Annotated in this window: 15 protein-coding genes; 6 read left to right on the top strand and 9 right to left on the bottom strand. The window is 68.1% G+C overall.

The genetic code is table 11. The features are described from left to right. Positions 1 to 138 precede the first annotated feature (138 nt). From ACJEIK_RS00980 to ACJEIK_RS00970, 3 genes are all read left to right on the top strand, one after another. Positions 139 to 2,298, top strand: a complete 2,160-nt coding sequence (locus ACJEIK_RS00980; protein WP_409430884.1) for an acyl-CoA dehydrogenase — start codon at positions 139 to 141, stop codon at positions 2,296 to 2,298. 89 nt (positions 2,299 to 2,387) lie between these two features. Then, entirely contained in the window at positions 2,388 to 3,605 is a 1,218-nt protein-coding gene (locus ACJEIK_RS00975; protein ID WP_409430883.1) for a septum formation family protein, read from the top strand. 134 nt (positions 3,606 to 3,739) lie between these two features. Then, positions 3,740 to 4,636: a hypothetical protein gene (locus tag ACJEIK_RS00970; RefSeq protein ID WP_409430882.1), complete on the top strand. Its 897-nt coding sequence runs from the start codon at positions 3,740 to 3,742 to the stop codon at positions 4,634 to 4,636. A gap of 90 nt (positions 4,637 to 4,726) precedes the next feature. On the opposite strand, the gene ACJEIK_RS00965 is transcribed toward ACJEIK_RS00970, so the two are convergent. Both ACJEIK_RS00965 and ACJEIK_RS00960 read right to left on the bottom strand, forming a co-directional pair. Next, positions 4,727 to 6,085 (bottom strand): WS/DGAT/MGAT family O-acyltransferase, encoded by a 1,359-nt coding sequence (locus tag ACJEIK_RS00965; protein WP_409430881.1) that lies wholly within the window; start codon positions 6,083 to 6,085, stop codon positions 4,727 to 4,729. Between the two features lie 44 nt (positions 6,086 to 6,129). Beyond that, the gene (locus ACJEIK_RS00960) at positions 6,130 to 7,617 is read right to left on the bottom strand and encodes an amino acid permease (RefSeq protein ID WP_226520360.1); all 1,488 of its coding nucleotides are present in this window, start codon (positions 7,615 to 7,617) and stop codon (positions 6,130 to 6,132) included. Between the two features lie 97 nt (positions 7,618 to 7,714). On the opposite strand from ACJEIK_RS00960, the gene ACJEIK_RS00955 reads away from it, so the two are divergent. Next, a complete protein-coding gene (locus ACJEIK_RS00955) occupies positions 7,715 to 8,632 on the top strand; it encodes an alpha/beta hydrolase (RefSeq protein WP_409430880.1) in 918 nt (305 codons plus the stop codon). 269 nt (positions 8,633 to 8,901) lie between these two features. Further along, positions 8,902 to 9,171, top strand: coding sequence for a hypothetical protein (locus ACJEIK_RS00950; protein ID WP_061003520.1), 270 nt, complete (start codon positions 8,902 to 8,904; stop codon positions 9,169 to 9,171). Between the two features lie 68 nt (positions 9,172 to 9,239). On the opposite strand, the gene ACJEIK_RS00945 is transcribed toward ACJEIK_RS00950, so the two are convergent. Genes ACJEIK_RS00945 through ACJEIK_RS00930 form a run of 4 tightly spaced genes read right to left on the bottom strand, consistent with a single transcriptional unit; the run spans position 9,240 to position 14,224 of the window. Next, complete coding sequence (locus ACJEIK_RS00945; RefSeq protein WP_409430879.1) at positions 9,240 to 10,385, bottom strand: Rieske 2Fe-2S domain-containing protein; 1,146 nt, start codon at positions 10,383 to 10,385, stop codon at positions 9,240 to 9,242. Positions 10,386 to 10,428: 43 nt separating this feature from the next. Further along, positions 10,429 to 11,979, bottom strand: coding sequence for an FAD-binding protein (locus ACJEIK_RS00940; protein ID WP_409430878.1), 1,551 nt, complete (start codon positions 11,977 to 11,979; stop codon positions 10,429 to 10,431). A gap of 12 nt (positions 11,980 to 11,991) precedes the next feature. Further along, positions 11,992 to 13,674, bottom strand: a complete 1,683-nt coding sequence (locus ACJEIK_RS00935; protein ID WP_409430877.1) for an AMP-binding protein — start codon at positions 13,672 to 13,674, stop codon at positions 11,992 to 11,994. Then, positions 13,667 to 14,224 (bottom strand): nuclear transport factor 2 family protein, encoded by a 558-nt coding sequence (locus tag ACJEIK_RS00930; protein ID WP_293015210.1) that lies wholly within the window; start codon positions 14,222 to 14,224, stop codon positions 13,667 to 13,669. Before ACJEIK_RS00930 ends, ACJEIK_RS00935 begins: the two co-directional genes overlap by 8 nt. A gap of 204 nt (positions 14,225 to 14,428) precedes the next feature. Between ACJEIK_RS00930 and ACJEIK_RS00925 the strand changes: the two genes are divergently transcribed. After that, positions 14,429 to 14,857 carry a PaaI family thioesterase gene (locus ACJEIK_RS00925; protein ID WP_409430876.1) on the top strand — a complete coding sequence of 143 codons (429 nt, stop codon included), beginning with the start codon at positions 14,429 to 14,431 and terminating at the stop codon, positions 14,855 to 14,857. 14 nt (positions 14,858 to 14,871) lie between these two features. On the opposite strand, the gene ACJEIK_RS00920 is transcribed toward ACJEIK_RS00925, so the two are convergent. The 3 genes from ACJEIK_RS00920 to fadD4 are packed head-to-tail and all read right to left on the bottom strand — an operon-like array spanning position 14,872 to position 18,425. Continuing rightward, positions 14,872 to 15,903 carry a PucR family transcriptional regulator gene (locus ACJEIK_RS00920; RefSeq protein ID WP_409430875.1) on the bottom strand — a complete coding sequence of 344 codons (1,032 nt, stop codon included), beginning with the start codon at positions 15,901 to 15,903 and terminating at the stop codon, positions 14,872 to 14,874. A 19-nt stretch (positions 15,904 to 15,922) separates the two neighbouring features. Then, positions 15,923 to 16,906 (bottom strand): MaoC family dehydratase, encoded by a 984-nt coding sequence (locus ACJEIK_RS00915; protein WP_409430874.1) that lies wholly within the window; start codon positions 16,904 to 16,906, stop codon positions 15,923 to 15,925. A gap of 1 nt (position 16,907) precedes the next feature. Further along, positions 16,908 to 18,425, bottom strand: a complete 1,518-nt coding sequence (fadD4, locus tag ACJEIK_RS00910; RefSeq protein WP_409430873.1) for a fatty-acid--CoA ligase FadD4 — start codon at positions 18,423 to 18,425, stop codon at positions 16,908 to 16,910. Between the last annotated feature and the right edge of the window lie 70 nt (positions 18,426 to 18,495).

The raw sequence follows: 18,495 nt of genomic DNA, 5'->3' as shown, positions 1-18,495 counted from the left end.
AGCGTACACCGGCCTGACCACGCGGTTTCGGGGGCAAGGCAAGTTAGTGGTCACATTTCGGCGACTGTTCATTTGTGAAGTGCATCACAGCTGATCAGGGCCTATTCGAAGTCGTACCGTCGTGCTTACAGTCGAGCGATGGGTACCTCAGCGCTGGCGATCACCGACGACCACAACGACCTCGCGGACTCAGCGGCGGGACTGCTGCACCGGCTCGGCAGCAGGGCCGCCGCCCGCGCCACGCTCGAGGGTGGGCCGTCGCATCCGGCCGGTTTCTGGACGGCCGCGGCCGATCTGGGGTGGCAGGGCCTGGCGATCCCCGAAGCGTACGGCGGCTCCGGTTTCGGGCTGCCCGAGCTGGCCGTGGTGCTCGAGGCGCAGGGCCGCGAACTGTGCCCCGGGCCGTTCCTGCCGACCGTCGCCGCCGGCGTCGTCATCGACCGGTGCGGAACCGAAGAGCTGCGTGCCGCGCTGCTGCCCGGGCTGGCCGACGGCAGCACCGTCGCCGCCCTGGGATTGTCGGGCCACGTTCACATCACCGGCCACACCGTGTTCGGCGAGAGCCCGACGGTGCTGGGCGCCCCCGACGCCGCGCTTCTGGTCCTCGTCGCCGGTGACGACGTGGTGGTCGTCGACGCCCGGGCCACCGGCGTCACCGTCACGCCATTGGACGGCGCGGACACCACCCGCAGCATCGGCTCGGTGACGCTGGACCAGGCCGCGGCCATCGCCGTCATCCGCGATGCAGCTACCAAGGCGCACACCGCATTTCGCATTCTGGCCGCCGCCGAAGCCGTCGGGATCAGCTGGGCGGCGCTGGAGATGGCCGTCGAGTACGCCAAGGTGCGCGAGCAGTTCGGCCGCACCATCGGCACGTTCCAGGCCGTCAAACACCATGCCGCCAACATGCTGGTGGCGGCCGAACTCACCACCGCCGCAGCGTGGGACGCGGCCCGCGCCGACAATCTGGACGACGCCTGGTTCGGCGCGGCCGTGGCCGCCACCCAGGCGATGCACAGCCAGGTCTTCAACGCGGAGAACAACATTCAGCTGCACGGCGGCATCGGCTTCACCTGGGAACACGACGCGCATCTGTATCTGCGCCGCGCCCTCACACTGTCCGCGGTGACGGGCGACGGCGCCGACTCGCTGGCCGATGTGGTGGACGGGCAGCGCACCGGCCGGGCCCACGGCGCGTCGTTCGCGCTGCCCGAGGAAGCGGCCGAATATCGCACCGCCGCCCGCGACGCCGTCGCCACCCTGCGGTCGCTGGCGGAAGACAAGAAGCGCGACTTTCTCGTCGATTCCGGCTATCTGGTGCCGCACTGGCCCAAGCCGTGGGGCCGCGACGCGGGCGTGCTGGAGCAGTTGGCGATCGAGGAGGAGTTCCGCGATGTGGAACGGCCCGACCTCGGCATCACGGGCTGGGTGACGTTGACCATCGCCCAGGCCGGCACCGACGACCAGCGTGAGCGCTGGGTATACCCGGTACTGCGCGGCGAGATCATGTGGTGCCAGCTGTTCTCCGAACCCGAGGCCGGCTCGGACGCGGCGGCGGTGCGCACCAGCGCCAAGAAGGTCGACGGCGGCTGGCTGGTGACCGGGCAGAAGGTGTGGACCAGCCTGGCCCAGTACTGCCAGTGGGGCCTGGCCACCGTGCGCACCGATCCGGACGCTCCCAAACACGCCGGCGTCACGATGATGGCGATCGACATGAAGGCGCCCGGCGTGACCGTCAACCCCCTCAAGGGGCTGACCGGCAACGCACACTTCAACGAGGTGTTCTTCGACGAGGTGTTCGTCCCGGACGCCGACGTCATCGGTGACGTCAACAAGGGCTGGCTGGTGGCGCGCGCGACGCTGGGGAACGAGCGCCTGTCGATCGGCGGTGGCTCCGGCGCACAATCCGGATTCAGCGCCGACGACCTGATCGCCCTGCTGGACGCAGCCCCGCCGGACCTGGCGGCCGCGCAGCGCGACCGGGCCGGCGCTGTGATCGCCGAAGGACACACCCTGCGGCTGCTGAATCTGCGCCGGATCAGCCGGGCCATCGCCGGCACCGGCCCGGGGCCAGAGGGCAACGTCACCAAACTGGTGGTCGCCGAACAGGGGCAGCGGCAGACCGAGCTGGGCATGAAGCTCGCCGGCGTCGCGGCCGTGACCGGGCAAACTCCCGCGCTCACCCAGGCCTACCTGGGCTACCGCGCCATGACCATCGCCGGCGGCACCTCGGAGATCACCCGCAACACCATCGCCGAACGCATTCTCGGGCTGCCCCGCGACCCTTTGCTCAAGTAGCCCGTCGCCTGTCACGAGTCGGCCCCGACTCGGTCGCAATCGATCCGCCAAGCTGCGCCGATCGGCCAGATATGTCACGCTAGGCACCGATGAGTGTGCTATCGGTCAAGTCATGGGTGCAGCGCCGCGCTTTGCTAGCGGCTTTGCTGTGCGCCCAGCTGATCGCCGGTGTGGTCACCGTGGCCGCTGTCGGCCCGTCCGCGGGCGGCGCGACCGACGACGACCACACCGACGCCGTCTTCCGCAGCGCGCACGCCGGCAGCTGCCTGACCTGGCAACCTGAGCCGCCACAGCGCCCCGCCTTCGTCCAGTGCAGCAGCCCGCACCTGTTCGAGGTCGTCAACTCGGTCCAGGGCGACGGTGACCAGGAATCCTGCGCGGTGTCGGGACGCCGGTACCTCGGATCGCACTACGACCCGAACGGCCGGTTCGCGTACGGCCTGCTGCGCTCGGTGGGCGAGGGTGCCGGGTCGCGCATCTCGCTGTGCGGATTGCAACTGCCCGGCCCGAACGGCGCGCAGCTGCCGTTCCGCGGGCTCGTCGCCGAACAGGACCAGTCACGGGTGTGGCCGCCCGGCACCTGCCTGGGCGCCGACATGAAGGGCGGGCAGACGGGTCTGGTGCCCGTGGACTGCGCCGAGCCGCACTCGGTCGAGGCCGTCGGCCCCATCGACCTCGGCGCGCACTTCCACGACGGTCCGCCACCCTCGGATACCGAGCAGGAGGAGGTGCTGCGGCCCGCCTGCGTCACGATGGCCACCGCGTATCTGGCGCCGAAGACCTTGTCCGGCAGCGCATTGACCCTGAGCCACCGACCGATCGGGGCGGCCAGCTGGTCCGCCGGCAGCCACCAGGTGCTCTGCGCCCTGGCGCCGCGCACACCCGGCCCGATGACCGGAAGCGTCAAGGCCCCCGGCGGCGCCACCGCAGTACCCGCTCCCGTGGCCGCGCATCCGGTCGCACCGCCCCCGCCGGCTACGACGACGACCGTCGCGCCGACGAGCAGCGCGCCGACCACCGCCGCGGCCCCGAGTACGGCAGCGGCACCGTCTTCATCGTCTCCGACGTCGACGTCGGCGGCGTCGTCAGCGGCGTCGGTGGCCCAAACCGCCGAGGCGCCAAGCGCTTCCGTCACCGATACCACCGCACCGCCGGCGGCCCCGGCGTCGCCGGTCGACAACCCGGCCGTACCGCAGGCGCCCCCGGCCGAACCGGCACCACCCGCCGAGCCGGCCCCGCCGTCGCACGTGCTCGAGATCCCGGGCATGGCCCCGATCACCCTGCCCTGGGCCCCGCCCCCGCTGTAAGGCCCGCGCCGAGACTGACCACAGGGCGATTTTCGGGCAGGTTTTCCGCCACCCGGTCAGTTTCGCGAAGGTTATCCACAGGGTGCGTCGACTGACGGTGGCGTCGCCGCAGAATCACCGGGCACACTGCCGACGTGGGGGAGCCATTCATCGGCAGTGAAGCAGTGGCGGCGGGTCGCCTGACCCGTCATCAACTGCGGATGAATTTCGTTGCAGTCCACAAGGATGTTTACGTCCCGAGGGGAACACGACCAACCGCGATCATCCGAGCGAAGGCCGCATGGCTGCGCTCCCACCGCACGGGCGTTCTCGCGGGATTCTCAGCGGCGGCAATGCACGGAGCCAGGTATATCGATCCGTCCCTGCCCGCCAACATCATTGGCAGTCCCTGTCGACCGACGCGCGGCATCGTGGTGTGGGCCGACAGCACCGAGGCCGATGAGGTGTGCCATATCGGCGAACTGCGACTGACCACTGCCGCCCGCACCGCGGTCGACCTGGCACGCAAGTTCCCTGAAGACGTCGCGGTCACCGCCATCGATGCACTGGCGCGTGCGACGAAACTGACGGTCGCTGATATCGAACTGGCCGCGCAGCGTCGAGCCGGTCAGCGCGGGATCCGGCAGGCGCGGAAGGCCATCGCACTGGTTGACCCGAAAGCAGAGTCGCCCCGGGAAACCGCCTTGCGACTGCTGATTGTTCGCGCTGGATTCCCACCGCCCGAAAGTCAGCATCCGGTCTGCAACGAATTCTCCGTGCTGATCGGAGTTGTCGATTTCGCCTGGCCGGAGTTGAAGGTCGCGGTCGAATACGAGGGCCGGCACCACATGGACCCAGATCAGGTCCGCAAAGACATCACCCGGATCGAGGAGATGATCGAGATGGACTGGCTCGTCATCCGCGTCACTTCGCGTGATTCCGCCGGTGTGGTGCTCCGCAGAATTGCCCATGCCCGCAAGTCACGAGGAGCGGTGGACCACGTAGAACTCAGGACGGGCGGGGCGGAGCCTTCGTGGCGGTCCGCCTCGTGAGCCGATCCGCGCCGAGACTGACCACAGGGCGATTTCCGGGCAGGTTTTCCGCCACCCAGTCAGTTTCGCGGCCGTTGATGGCCAGGGCAGCTAGCGCACCGCGGCCTCCAGGTCCGTCAGCGAGTCTTCGAGGTGGCCCAGCAGGCGCTGCAGGTGCGGCACGCTGTGCCGGCAGCCGACGAGTCCGAAGTCGAGGTTGTCGCCGTTGTTGACCAGCGTGATGTTGAGCGCCTGGCCGTCCAGGGCGATCGACAGTGGGTAATTCCCGTCGAGCCGGGCGCCCTTCCAGTACATCGGCACGCGTGGTCCCGGCACGTTCGAGATGACGATGTTGAACGGCGGCGGGGTGGCATCGACGAAACCCGGTACCGCGGACAGCGCGATCGGGGACAGCAACAGCGCCGACAGGGCCATCGACTCCGTCTTCGACAGCCCGGAGAACACCTGCTTGTTGCCGCGCATCGAGTCGGCGATGGTCTGCAGCCGCGTCGCCGGATCCTTGACGTCGGTGGCCAGGTTGCACAGGATCGCGCCGACCTGGTTGCCGCCGGCGTCGGCGTCGGCCTCGGACCGCAGGCTCACCGGGACCATCGCGATCAGCGGCGCGTCGGGCAGGGCACCCTGCTCGAGCAGATAGGCGCGCAGCGCGCCGGAGCACATGGCCAGCACGACGTCGTTGACAGTGACACCGCCGGCAGCCTGCTTGACGGCCTTGATGCGGGCGATCGGCCAGGATTGAGCCGCCACCCGTCGGGCGCCGCCGATCTTGACGTTGAACATCGTCTTCGGCGCACTGAAAGTCCGGGTCAGGTTCTGCTCGAGCAGCACGGCGCGGGCCACCCGGAAGGTCGACGGCGCGAGACCCGCCGCCGCACCGACGGCGCCCACCGCCGAACCGATCAGGGATGAGCCCTGTTTCGGCGTGCGCTTGCGGGACGGCAGGTCCCACGGCACCCGCACCTCCTGCTCGGCCGGGTCGTCGGACAGTGTGCGCATCGCCATCCGCAGCGCGGAGACGCCGTCGAGCAGCGCGTGGTGGGCCTTCGAGTAGATGGCGAACCGGCCGTCCTCGAGACCCTCGACCAGGTACGTCTCCCACAGCGGGCGGTGCCGGTCCAACAGGCTGGTGTGCAGCCGCCCGCACAGGTCGAGCAGCTCGCGAACCCGGCCCGGTGACGGCAGCGCCGAGCGGCGCAGGTGGTAGTCGACATCGACGTCGTCGTCATACGCCCAGCCGAAGCTGGCGATGCCGCCCAGGATCCGCGCCGGGCGTTTGCGATAGGTGGGGTTGAAGTTGGTGTGCGCCAACATGTCCCGGTACAGGTCATGGATGAACTCGGGGCCGGATCCCTCGGGCGGGGTGAACAGCTGCAGGCCGCCGACGTGCATCGGATGCTCCCGCGATTCACCGAGCAGGAACATGGCATCGGTTGGCGACATGATCTCCACCCGCCAAGTAAACCCCGAATCGGCGGGCGGTAAACGTCAACGCGTCAAGGTTGGCGTTCGCCCGGTGGCGGCGGGTTGGCGACCACCGGGAACTGGCCGGTGAAACCCTGGCGCTGCTTGGCGATCTCGAGCACCCGGCCCCGCGCCGCGTACCAGCCGAGGATCAGCGCGGGAATGATGAGCACCAGCGTCGCCACCGTCCAGGTGCCCACCGGCTTGTCGAACGCCATCAGCACCAGCACGGCGGCCAGGAAGGCCAGCGTCGCGTATCCGGTGTACGGCGCGCCCCACATCCGGAACGCCGGCCGGACCATCTCGCCGCGCTGAGACCAGCGGAACAGCTGCAGCTGACAGATCACGATGGTGGCCCACGACGCGATGATGCCCAGTGCCGCCATGTTCAGCACGATCTCGAATGCCTGCGCCGGCACGACGCCGTTGAGCACGACACCCAGCAGGCCGATGCTGGCGGTGAGACAGATACCGCCATAGGGCACACCGCGTTTGGACATGACGCCCGTGAACTTCGGGGCGCTGCCGTTCATCGCCATCGAGCGCAGGATGCGGCCCGTCGAGTACAGCCCGGCGTTCAGGCTCGAGAACGCCGCGGTGAGCACGACGACGTTCATCAGGGTGCCGGCGCCCTCGAAACCGATCTTCGAGAAGAACGTGACGAACGGGCTCTCCCCCGGCTTGTACGCGGAGTACGGCAGCAGCAGGCCGAGCAGCACCAGCGAGCCGACGTAGAAGAGCGCGATGCGGAAGATCACCGAGTTGATGGCACGCGGCATGATCTTGTGCGGTTCGGCGGTCTCGCCCGCCGCCGTGCCGACGAGTTCGACTGCGGCATAAGCGAAGACGACGCCCGAGGTCACCACCACCAGCGGTAGCAGGCCGGTCGGGAACAGGCCACCGTGGTCCGCGATGACGCTGAAGCCGGTGGACTGACCGTCGACCTTGAACCGGCCGGCCAGGAACACCGTGCCGACGACGAGGAAGGTCACCAGCGCAACGACTTTGATCAGCGCCGCCCAGAACTCGAGCTCGCCGAACAGCGTCACGGAGATCAGGTTCATGCTCAGCACGATCGCCAGGGCGATCAGCGCGATCAGCCACTGCGGGATGGCGTCGAATGCCTTCCAGTAGTGGAAGTAGGTGGCGATGGCGGTCGAGTCGACGATCGACGTCATGGCCCAGTTCAGGAAGTACATCCAGCCGGCGACGTAAGCCGCCTTCTCCCCGAGGAATTCACGCGCATACGACACGAACGATCCCGACGACGGCCGGTGCAGCACCAGTTCGCCGAGGGCCCGCAGGATCAGGAAGACGAACCCGCCGCAGATCAGGTAGACGAGGAACAGGCCTGGCCCCGCGTTGTGCAGGCGACCGCCGGCACCGAGGAACAGGCCGGTGCCGATGGCGCCGCCGATCGCGATCATCTGCAACTGGCGCGGTTTGAGGGTGTGGTGGTAGCCCGCGTCCTCGGCCGTCAGACCGGGCGGCTCGACATGCGTATGCGGCGTAGAGGTCATAGCGTTTCAGTGAACACTGATGCGCAGCTTCGCGCAGGGCAACGAGTTTCCTGTGTGTGAACCCACCGAGACGGCTCAGGTCGGTAATGTCGGTCGGATGTCGGGCCTCTCCCAAACAGTCGACTTCCACCCCGAGCTGGCGCGGGCCGCACGGTTCATGCCGCGCAGCGCGGTCAATCCGCTGAACTTGCGCTTGGTCCGCAAGCTCACCCTCCTGCAGGAACGCCGGGTCCCGGAGGGGGTCGAGGTGCTGACGCTCCCGTCCGGAGTCGGCATCCGGCTGCACCGGCCGTCGACCGGAACCGGGAGCGGCGGTGCGCTGCTGTGGATCCACGGCGGCGGTTACCTCATCGGCTCGCCGGCCCAGGACGACAAGTTGTGCCGCCGCTTCGCCGACGAACTGGGCATCACCGTGGCGGCGGTCAAGTACCGCCTGGCGCCCGACAATCCATATCCGGCGGGGCTGGAGGACTGCTACACGGCGTTGCGCTGGCTGGTCGAGCTGCCGGCCGTGGACCCCGCCCGCGTGGCGATCGGCGGTGCGAGCGCCGGTGGCGGACTTACGGCGGCACTGGCGCAGCTGACGTACGACCGCGGCGAAATCCCCTTGGCAGCACAGCTTCTGGTGTATCCCATGATCGACGACAGGTCGGGCAGTCGGCCCGGGCTGGACCACCCTGGGCAGCGGTTGTGGTCCCAGAAGTCGAACCGCTTCGGCTGGCGCGCGTACCTCGGCGGCGCTGATCCGGCGGTGGCCGTGCCCGCCCGGCGGGCCGACCTGTCCGGGCTGCCGCCGGCCTGGGTCGGGGTCGGGACCTTCGACGTCTTCCACGACGAGGACGTCGAGTACGCCGAGCGGTTGCGCGCGGCGGGCGTGCCGTGCGAACTGGAAGTGGTGCCGGGCGCCTATCACGGGTTCGACGGCGTCGCCGCCAAGACGCAGGTGGCCCGCGCGTTCTTCGCCAGCCAGGTGGCGTTCCTGCGGCCGCTGCTGAACCCGGCCGTCGTCGGCTGACCATCGGCTAACTCAACGGCCCGCCATGCCGGTTCCCGGCCGCCGCAAGCCCGCTGCGGCAGAGCCGATCCCGGGCCGCAGCGTCGGAGAGAGCGTGATCTTCGTTACTTAGTTCATACTATCTAATTGATGTTTACGCAGGTCAATGGCGCTTTTCGAAATATTAGCCAATCAAATAAACCCTTGCGGGGAAGCATTTCGGGGCGCATGGTTGTTGAACAGACCAACGACCACCTCGGTCGTGATCTTCACCGAGAAGAGGCACGGCAATGACCACCCTGACCCATCAGACGACCGAAAACATCGGCCCGCTGCGGCAGCTGTTCCGGCGTTCCACCGCTGTGGTGGTGCTGACGGCGGCAGGCTTGGGCGTGGCCGGCTACATGGCCCTCGGCATGCTGCAGGACAAGCCGGCCGACCCGGTGCTGCCGACGTTCTCCGCGGTCCCGGTCCCGTCCGCTCCGGACATGGACAAGCTGCAGAACCTGGGCCAGCTCGCCGCCATCGTGCAAGGCCCGCAGGCACACCCGGCCCGCTAGGCTCCAACGCCCCGATCTGACCACTGAGCCGCCCTCGGAATCGAGGGCGGCTCAGTGCTGTTCGGTGCCTACTGAACGGCGTGCGCCTGACCGACGGTGGTGCGGTTGGCCAGGTTCTGGGCGACCTCTTCGTGCCAGAGGTCGTTGGCGTGCGTGGTGTCCACTTCCTGCTCGAAGCGGGCGACCATATCGGGTTTGATGTCGGAGGCGTCGACATAGAACTGCTCGTACCAGCGGCGATGCTGGTAGACCGGGCCGTCCTCCTCGGTCAGCAGCGGGTTCTCGATCCGGGTCTTGTTCTTCCAGATCTCGACGTCCTCCATGAAGCCGTCCCCGAAACTGCGGCTCAACGACGCCGCCAGCTTCTCGGCCTTGTCGGCCGGCAGCGCCGGATTGTTCTGCACCGCCACCCCCCACTGCAGCACGAACGAGTCATGCGTCACCGGGTAGTGGCAGTTGATCAGCGCGATCTCGACCGTGAAGTTCGGCGCCAGATCGTTGTGCAGCCAGTTGATCATGTATGCCGGCCCGAAATAGGTGGCCTCTGACCGCAGGTAGGTGCCATCCCACAGCTCGCGCGTCGCGTAGTCCGGGCGCGGCTTGGACTCCATGAACTGGCTGGCGGTGTGGCCCTCGATGACGTTCTTGAAGTACGTCGGGTAGGCGTGGTGGATGTAGAAGAAGTGCGCCATGTCGACGTTGTTGTCGACGATCTCACGGCAGTGCGACCCCTCGATCAGCAGCGAGTTCCACTGCCACGGCGACCACTGGCCTTCCTCGTAGCCCTCGATGGTCGGCGGGGTCAGCTCCGCGGCGGGCGTCGACCCCTCCGGGTCGTGCCAGATCAACAGCTGCCCGTTGACCTCGGTGGTCAGCCAGGCGCGGGTGCGGGCCAGCCGCGGCGTGCGCTTCGCGTACGGCACCAGCTGGCATTTGCCGTCGCCACCCCAGCGCCAGTCATGGAACGGGCACGCCACCGCATCGCCTTTGACGGTGCCCTGCGACAGGTCACCACCCATGTGCCGGCAGTAGCCGTCCAGCACCTTGATCGCACCGGTGGAGTCGGCGAACACCACGAGCTTGGTGCCGAACGCCTGGATGGCGTGGGGCTTGCCGTCGCGGAACGACTCGGCCAACCCGATGCAGTGCCAGCCCCGCGCGAACCGCGTCATCTCCACGCCGGCATCGATGTGCCGGACCTCAGCCTCAGTCATCTTGTGCCCCTTTCGAATTCGCCGAGCCCTGGACCCAGGACGCTCACGAAGCCTCTCGTTTGACCATATCGAGCACCGCCAGGTGGGAGAAGACCATGCTGGTGCCGATCGGGTTGCCGCCGCCCGGGTAGGCGTAGCCGCTCGGCGCGGCCATGGTGTTGCCGGCGGCGTACAGCCCGGGTATCGGGTGGCCGGCGGTGTCGAGCACCTGCCCGGCGGTGTCGGTGCGCAGGCCGCCCTTGGTGCCCAGGTCCGAGATGCCGAACCGGGCGGCGTGGAACGGCGCCTTGTCGATGCGGACCATCGGGCACGCGCCGCCGGAGAAGGCGCGGTCGTAGGCCTCGTCGCCGCGGCCGAAGTCGGGATCGGAGCCTGCGTCGGCGTACTCGTTGAACTGCTTGACGGTCGCGGCGAGCTGCTCGGCGGGCACGCCGATCTTGGCGGCCAGCTCCTCGAGGGTGTCGGCGGTGTGCCACAGCCCGGCGTCGACGTACTTCTCGGTCTCCACCATCGAGACGTTGGTGGCTTTGATCGGGGGTACTCCGCCATCGGTGTCGTCGTAGATCATCCAGAACGGCAGCGTCATCTCGCCCTTGGCCAGCCGGTCCACGACGACACGGCCGATGCGGTCGTACGCCGCGGACTCGTTGACGAACCGCTTGCCGTCCTGGTCGACGAAGATGCCGCCGGTGAACCACAGCGCGAACGCGCTGCGGCCGTCCGGATGGGTCAGGCCGGGTGACCACCAGGCCTGCTCCATCAGGTCGGTGTCGGCACCGACGGCGATGCCGGCTTCATGCGCCTGACCCAGATTTCCCCAGGGCCCCATGGTGTCTCGCGCTTCGCCGGGCACGCCGTACTTCTGGCGCAGCTCGTCGTTGCCCTCGAAGCCACCGGCCGCCAGCAGCACACCCTTGCGCGCCTTGATGGTCTTGCGGACGCCGTCCGTTTCGACGACGGCGCCCACGACCTTGCCCTCTTCCGTCACCAGCTCGACCAGCGCGGTATTGAGTTGCGTTGCCGCCGAGGGGTATTGCTTCAGCGCCACCAGGAAGCGGGCGATCAGCGCCCGGCCGCCGATGAAATAGTCATCGGGCTGCGGAACACCGAGCCGGTCATTGTCGAGCGGGCCACGCACCAATTCCTTGAATTCAGGCGCCTTTTCGATCTTCAGCGGGCGGGCCGCGACGTGCCGCTGACCGTCCAGCCGGGCTTTCGGCATCTTCCCGAAGTAGTCCGGCCACGGCAGCATGTCGAACTTGATGTTGGGGTCGGCTTCCAGATACTCCATCAACGGCGCGCCCCCGCGGACGTAGGTGTCCTGCAGCTCGCGGGGCGTTCGGTCACCGACGACGGCGTGGTAGTACTCGAGCGCGTCCTCGATGGTGTCGTCGGTGCCGGCCCGCTGCAGTACGGGGTTGCAGGGGAACCACACGCCTCCGCCGCCGGAGTAGGCCGTCGTGCCACCGAACTTGTCGGTGGCCTCGATGAGCAGCACCTCGAGTCCCTCACGCGCGGCGGTGTAGGCGCCGGTGACGCCACCGCCACCAGAGCCCGCCACCAGCACGTCAACCGTCGCGTCCCAGTCCGTCATGCCCAAACTCCCCTACAGGTATCGCTGCCGTCCGTACTGCGTGAACTCGTCGTCCAACGCGCGCTTGGCATCTTCCGACATGAGGCCGTACACCGGTACCCCCCTACCCACCCAGCGGTACACCAGCTCGTCGGTGTGCCACTTGTCTGCCTGGAGCTCGCGCTTGAGCACCTTGTTGGAGCCCGTGACCGGCAGCGAGTCGGAGATCCGCAGGAACCGCGGCGTGCCCTTCTTGCCCAGGTCGTCCTGGTCGTTGAGATACTGCACGAACTTGTCGACGTCGAACAGGATCGGATCGGCGACCTCGATGGCCGCCATCACCTGATCGCCCGAGCGGGGGTCCGGCACCGCATACACCCCGGCGGCGATCACCTCGGGATGACGCCGCAGCACGCGCTCGATGGACAGCGCCGAGGTGTTCTCGCCGTCGACGCGGATCCAGTCACCGCGCCGCCCGGCGAAGTAGATGAAACCGTTCGCGTCGAGGTACCCGAGGTCGCCGGTCCAGTACCAACCGCCCCGGATGCGGTCGGCGTCGGCGGCGTCGTTCTTGTAGTAGCCCTCGAACTTCTTGGTGCCGAGCTTGTCCACGATCTCGCCGACGGATTCGTCCGGATTGAGGATGCGGCCGTGCCGGTCCAAAACCGCTGGGACACAATCGATCATGGTTTCCGGGTTGACGATCGCGACGCCCGGATGGGCGGGGCGGCCGAGCGCCCCCTCGGGCTGGTTCGGGTCGAGGACGACGGCGCCGCCGCCTTCGCTGGAGCCGTACCCCTCGTACAGCTCCGCGCCGAAGCGGCGCTTGAAGTAGGCCTGGTCCTCCGGCGAGGCCTCGGTACCGAACCCACGATTGAGCTGGTTGTCGGCATCGTCGGGCTGTTCCGGCGTGGCCAGCAGGTAGCCGAGCGCCTTGCCCACGTAGGTGAAGAACGTCGCGCCGAAATACCGCACGTCGGGCAGGAACCCGGACGCCGAGAAGCTCGGGGTCAGGCAAACGGTCGCGCCGACGGCCAGCGCCGGCGCCCACAGCGCCATGATGGCGTTGCCGTGGAACAACGGCATGCAGCAGTAGTCGACGTCCTCCCGGACGTGGTGGAACTTGTCCACCGCCGAGTAGGCGATCCACGCCAGACGGCCTTGGCTGCACTTGACGGCCTTCGACGCGCCGGTGGTGCCGGAGGTGAACAGCAGCAGCAACAGAGACTCGGCCCCGACGCCCTCCGCCGGAGCGATTTGTGCACGATTTTCCGCGCCGGCCGCGGATTTTCGTGCACGAATCGCGTCTTGGTAGGCGGGATCGTCGACGACGAGGACGCGGTCCGGCGTCAGGCCGAGGTCGAGTCCCGAAAGTCGTTCCCGCCCAGCCGAATCCGTGACGATCAACTGGCAGTCCGCATGGCGGACTTCGCCGGCCAGCTCCTGGTTGCCGCGCGTCGGGTTGATCCCGACGATCGTCGCCCCGGACAGGGCGGCGCCGCCCAGCCAGAAGAGGAAGTCGGGCACGTTGTCCAGCAACACACCGATGTGGAAGGGACCGTCGTTGCGTAGCTCGGCAGCCAGTGTGCCGCGGGCAGCGGACTCGCGAACCACCTCGTCCCAGGTCCAGTCCTGGTCCCGGGTACGCAGCCCCAGCCGCTCGTCGCCGAGGCGATCGAGCAGCAGGGACGCGATGTCCTCGCGCGGCTCAGGCATTGGCGGCGGCGGCCTTCTGGTCGATGTATTCCTGCGGCAGGTCGGCCACGCCGAGCTTGGTGACGCTGACCGGGCCGGTCTGGTAAGCGTCTTCGCCGATGATCAGGCCGTCGGCGTCGATCGGCCAGTTGATCAGCTGGCGGAACACCAGCAGGTAATCGCCGTTCGGGTCGTCGACGTCGACGCCGATGGCCTGCGCGGCCGCGCCCGGGTAGATCATCTTCATCCAGCCCTCGGTCATCACCAGATCATCGTCGACGGCGAGGCGATCGATCTCGAAGACGAGATGATTGGCACCACTGGCCACGAACGCCTCGTAGTAGGCGCGCACACCTTCGGTGGTCTTCGGGCCCATATCGGTGTTGGCGTACCAGAAGTGGTAGTCCGGGTTGGGCGACAACGTGGCCATCAGGCGGTCCATGTCCGGCACGGCCTCGGCCTTCATGTGCTCGAGCACGATGCCCAGCACCTGACGGTGGCGCTCGTTCGTGGTGCGCGACAGGCGTTCTTCCACCAGTTCCCAGGTCTTGGTGGGGTCGATGACGGCCATGTGGGTACTCCTTGAGTCTGTGGCTGAGCGTGACGGTTCAGGCTTGGTGTGGCAATCATCACGAACCCAGTCAGGTTTGGTCATCCGACATACGTCGGGTTTTGCGCCCAGATTTCCCGACGTTCGTCGGATTGCGTGTAACAGTCCCGGGCGTTGCTGAGGGCGATAACATGCGGATCTCCCGCGCGACAGGAGATGCCGGCGATGGTGCACGCGTTCCGCGATCCGCTCGAAGCGACCGAAGACCTGCGACGGTCCCCGGTACACCGGCACCTGCAGCTCAGCGTGGTGTGGCAGGAACAGGGCGTCGCGATTCTGTCGATGCCGCTCGCGCCAGACCTCGAGGGGCTCGCAGCCGGGAGCATCCACGGCGGGATGCTGGCGACACTCGCGGATGCCGCTTCCGGCTTTTGCCTCGAAGGCCTCTTCGAGCTCGGCTCAGAGATCCCCGTGACAACCGACATGCACGTCCGGTACTACCGGCAGCCGCACGGCGGGCCGCTGGTCGCCGAAGCCCAGGTGGTCAATGTCGGTCGCCGATTGCTCAGTTGCGAATGCTCGATCGTCGATGCCGGGGAGCGGGTGTTGGCCCGGTCCACCGCCACGTTCATGATCGTTCCGTTCGGCGGCTGACGACTCCGGTCCGGTCAGTCCGTCAGCTCCGCCGACGACAGCGCAATGCGCCGGATCATCAGCACCAGGGTCGCCGAGAAGCGATCCAGGGGATCGTCCATGTCCCAACCCAACTGGGTTTCGATGCGCGCCAGCCGCGCGGCCACCGTGCTGTGGTGCACGTGCAGTTCCTCGGCCGTCCGCCGCAGCGAACCGAACACGCAGAACGCCTCGGCCGTCTCGACCTGCAGGAGGCCCGCGGGCGTCGCCGCGATCTCGTTGAGGCGGGTCAGGGCGTGACTGCCGCGCGTGGCCTCGGGCGGCAACTCGGCCAGCAGCTCCAGCGCGCTCAGCCGCTCGTAGGCGACGGCGCGGCGCCCGAAGCCGGTCGACGACGCGAACCGCAGCGCCCGCAGTGCCTGCGCCCACGAGGTCGGCGCCGCGAACACGCCGCCGGCCGCCCCGAGCCCGACCCACGGACCCCGATCGGCACCGATCGGCAGCGGCGCCGGGAACGCGGTGACGATCGCCTCGTCCAGCTCGTCCGACAGCGCGCGCGTGTTGGTCCGGCCCTGGCACACCACGGCCGTCGCGGTACCCAGGTCCGCGGTCCGCACCGACACCGAGGCCAGCGCCGACGTGATGACCCGCAGCGCTTCCGGCGACGACTGCGCCGACACCGCCAGCACCCTGACCTCGCGGGACTCGTCGAGCCCCAGCAGCCTGATCGCCCGCGCCCGGTCCTCGGCGCGCTCCCGGCTCGACAGCACCACCTCGACCAGCGCCGGGTCGCCGAAGCTGGGCGGTACCCGGGCGCCGATGTCGCCCAACGTGTGTCGCACCCGATCCAGCAGGACAGCGTCCAAGGGGTGGGCTGGGCCGTCTCGCTCCAACCAGACCTCCGGCTCGGAACCGTCCCAGCGCACATGGACGGGACACCCGGCGACAGCCTGTGCCGCCTGCAGCACCGCGTCGGCGCCCGTGGCGTCCAGGTCGTCGAAGAACCGGACCAGCCGCAGTACCGACTCGGGGTCACTGCCCAGCTCAGACAACCGCAACGCGCTCACGCCGTCATTCTGGCAATGCTCAGAACTGCAGGACGCTGAACCGCCAGTCCAGTACCTGCCGGTCGGGCCCGTCGGCGTCGACCGCGAACACCACGGACCGGAGGTCCAGCGTGCCGCCGCGGCCCGACGTCTCGTGGGCAGCCTCCACGTGCAGCTCGCTGTAGAGGGTGTCGCCCTCGTGCACCGGACCGGTGTGGTCGCAGGACTCCCAACCCAGGACGGCGACGATGTTCGGCAGGAGCCGGGTGGCTTGCGCCAATGCCAGGCCGATGGTGTGCCCACCGTACACCAGGCGCCTCCCGGCCACGCGCGAATCATGATGCGTGGCAGCGACGTTGAGCGTCAGCCGGGCCAGCTCCGGAGCGCTGCTGACGACGTCGGCCGTGCTGGTGAACACCTGGCCGGCCAGCTCCGGATCGAAATTCTCGCCGGGCACCGCGGAGCGCCACGCATCGGCGCTCCATCCCGCGGCCGGGTCCGGGAGGCCCGGCACGGCAGTGCCGATGGTGCTGAGGTCGTCGGCGTGGCCGGTGTCGTCGGCGTCGTCGCGCAGCGGCAGCATGGCGCACCGGTGGAAGTCGAGCACCGTGCGGCCATCCTGGTCGATGGTGATCATGCGCAGCGCCGCCAGCCCGGTGCGCGGCCGGCCGGGCTTGGCCGAATTCTGTTTGAGTCCAACCACTTCGGTACGGGTGGTGATGGTGTCGCCGATGTGCGGGAAGCGGTGGAACCGCAGTCCGCGGTAGAACAGATTCGCCTTGACCCGCCGGGTCACCAAGGTCGACTGACCGATCGCGACGTCACACACGAGCGCCGGATGCACCAACGCCCGCGGCGATCCGGTGACCGCGGCAGCCAGTGCGGCATCGAGCGGCAGCCGCATTCGGTCGCCCAGAATGGCCTGGTGTACCGCAGCGGTGCCGTCGGTGAGCGTCATGCCGGGCGCCCAGTCGAAGACCAGACCTATCCTGAGGTCCTCGAAAAACGGTCCGCCAGAGGGCACGTCACACAGAGTACTTGTCGATCAGCGATTGCTTGTACAGCTTGCCCGTGTCGGTCCGTGGCAATTGCTCTTCGAACGAGATGGACCGCGGGCACTTGTAGTGCGTCAGCCGGTCCCGCAGCCAGCTCAGCAGCTCGGAGCCGAACTCCTCGGTGCCGTCGGCCGGATCCACCGTCTGCACAACCGCTTTCACACTCTGGCCCATCTCGGCGTCCGGAATACCGAACACCGCGGCATCCATCACCTTGGGATGCGTGACGAGGACGTTCTCCGCTTCCTGGGGGTAGATGTTCACACCGCCGCTGATGATCATGTGATGTCGGCGATCGGTGAGGTAGAGGTAGCCGTCCTCGTCGAGGTAGCCGATGTCTCCGACGGTGGGCCAGCCGTGCGCATCCCTTGAGGCCGCGGTCTTTTCGGCGTCGTCCAGATACTCGAAGGTGTTGCCGCCCTCGAAGTAGATTTCGCCGGGCACACCCTGCGGCTGCTCGTTGCCCTCCTCGTCGAGGATGTGCAGGACGCCCAGCATCGGCTTGCCGACCGACCCGGGATGGGTCAGCCAATCTTCGGCGGTGATGAGGGTGGAACCGATGGCCTCGGACGACGCGTAGTACTCGTCGACGATCGGACCCCACCAGTCGATCATCTGCTTCTTGATCTCCACCGCACACGGGGCGGCGGCGTGCATGACGCGCTTGAGCGACGACAGATCGTACGAATCCCGCACGGACTGCGGCAGTTTCAGCATGCGGGTGAACATCACCGGCACGAACTGGCCGTGCGTGATGCCGTAACGCGCGATGGCGTCCAGACAGCCCTCGGCGTCGAACTTCTCCATCACGACCGTCGTGATGCCCTCGGCCTGAATCTGCATCGACCACACCGACGGCGCGGTGTGGTACAGCGGCGCCGGGCTCAGGTAGACGGCATCCTTGGGGAGCCAGAAGCTCATCAGCATCTTCATCAGGCCGGGCACCTCGGCCGGCGGCAGATGCGTCAGCTCGCGCTTGATGCCCTTCGGACGACCCGTCGTGCCCGACGAGTACTGCAGCAGGTCACCTTCGATCTCGTCCTCGATCGGCGTGTCGGGTTGGGCCGCAACGCATTCCGGGTATCGGTCCCAGCCCGGCAACTCACCGTCGGCGATCATGAGCAGCTTGGGCAGCCCGGCAGTGAGGTGCTCGGCCAGGCCGGCGCAGGTCTGGCTCAGGGCCGCAGAGCCGATCACCGCAGACGCTCCGCTGTTCTCGATGATGTAGGCGGCTTCGGCCGGCGTCAGGTGGATGTTGATCGGCACGTAGTACAGGCCGCTGCGCCGCGCGCCCCACATCGCCGCGTGCATGTGCTCGTTGTTCTCCATCAGGATGGCAACGACGTCACCCTCGACCAGGCCATTGGCCCGGAAGTGATGCGCCAGGTGGTTGGCGCGGGCCTCGAGCTCGTCGAAGGTCACCACCGTGCCGGACGGGTGCAAGATCACGGCCGGTTTCCCATTGCCCACGTGCTGGCGAATCTGCATGACGGCACTCTACGACAGGTGACTTGACACCTGTCAAGAAGGCCGTGTCCGAGGCTCCTCGGCGTGCCAC

It is taken from the genome of Mycobacterium sp. SMC-16 (genome assembly GCF_046250085.1).
Classification (GTDB): Bacteria; Actinomycetota; Actinomycetes; order Mycobacteriales; family Mycobacteriaceae; genus Mycobacterium; species Mycobacterium phocaicum.
Note: the sequence above shows the minus strand (reverse complement) of the source record. Positions and strands in the feature narration are given on the sequence as shown.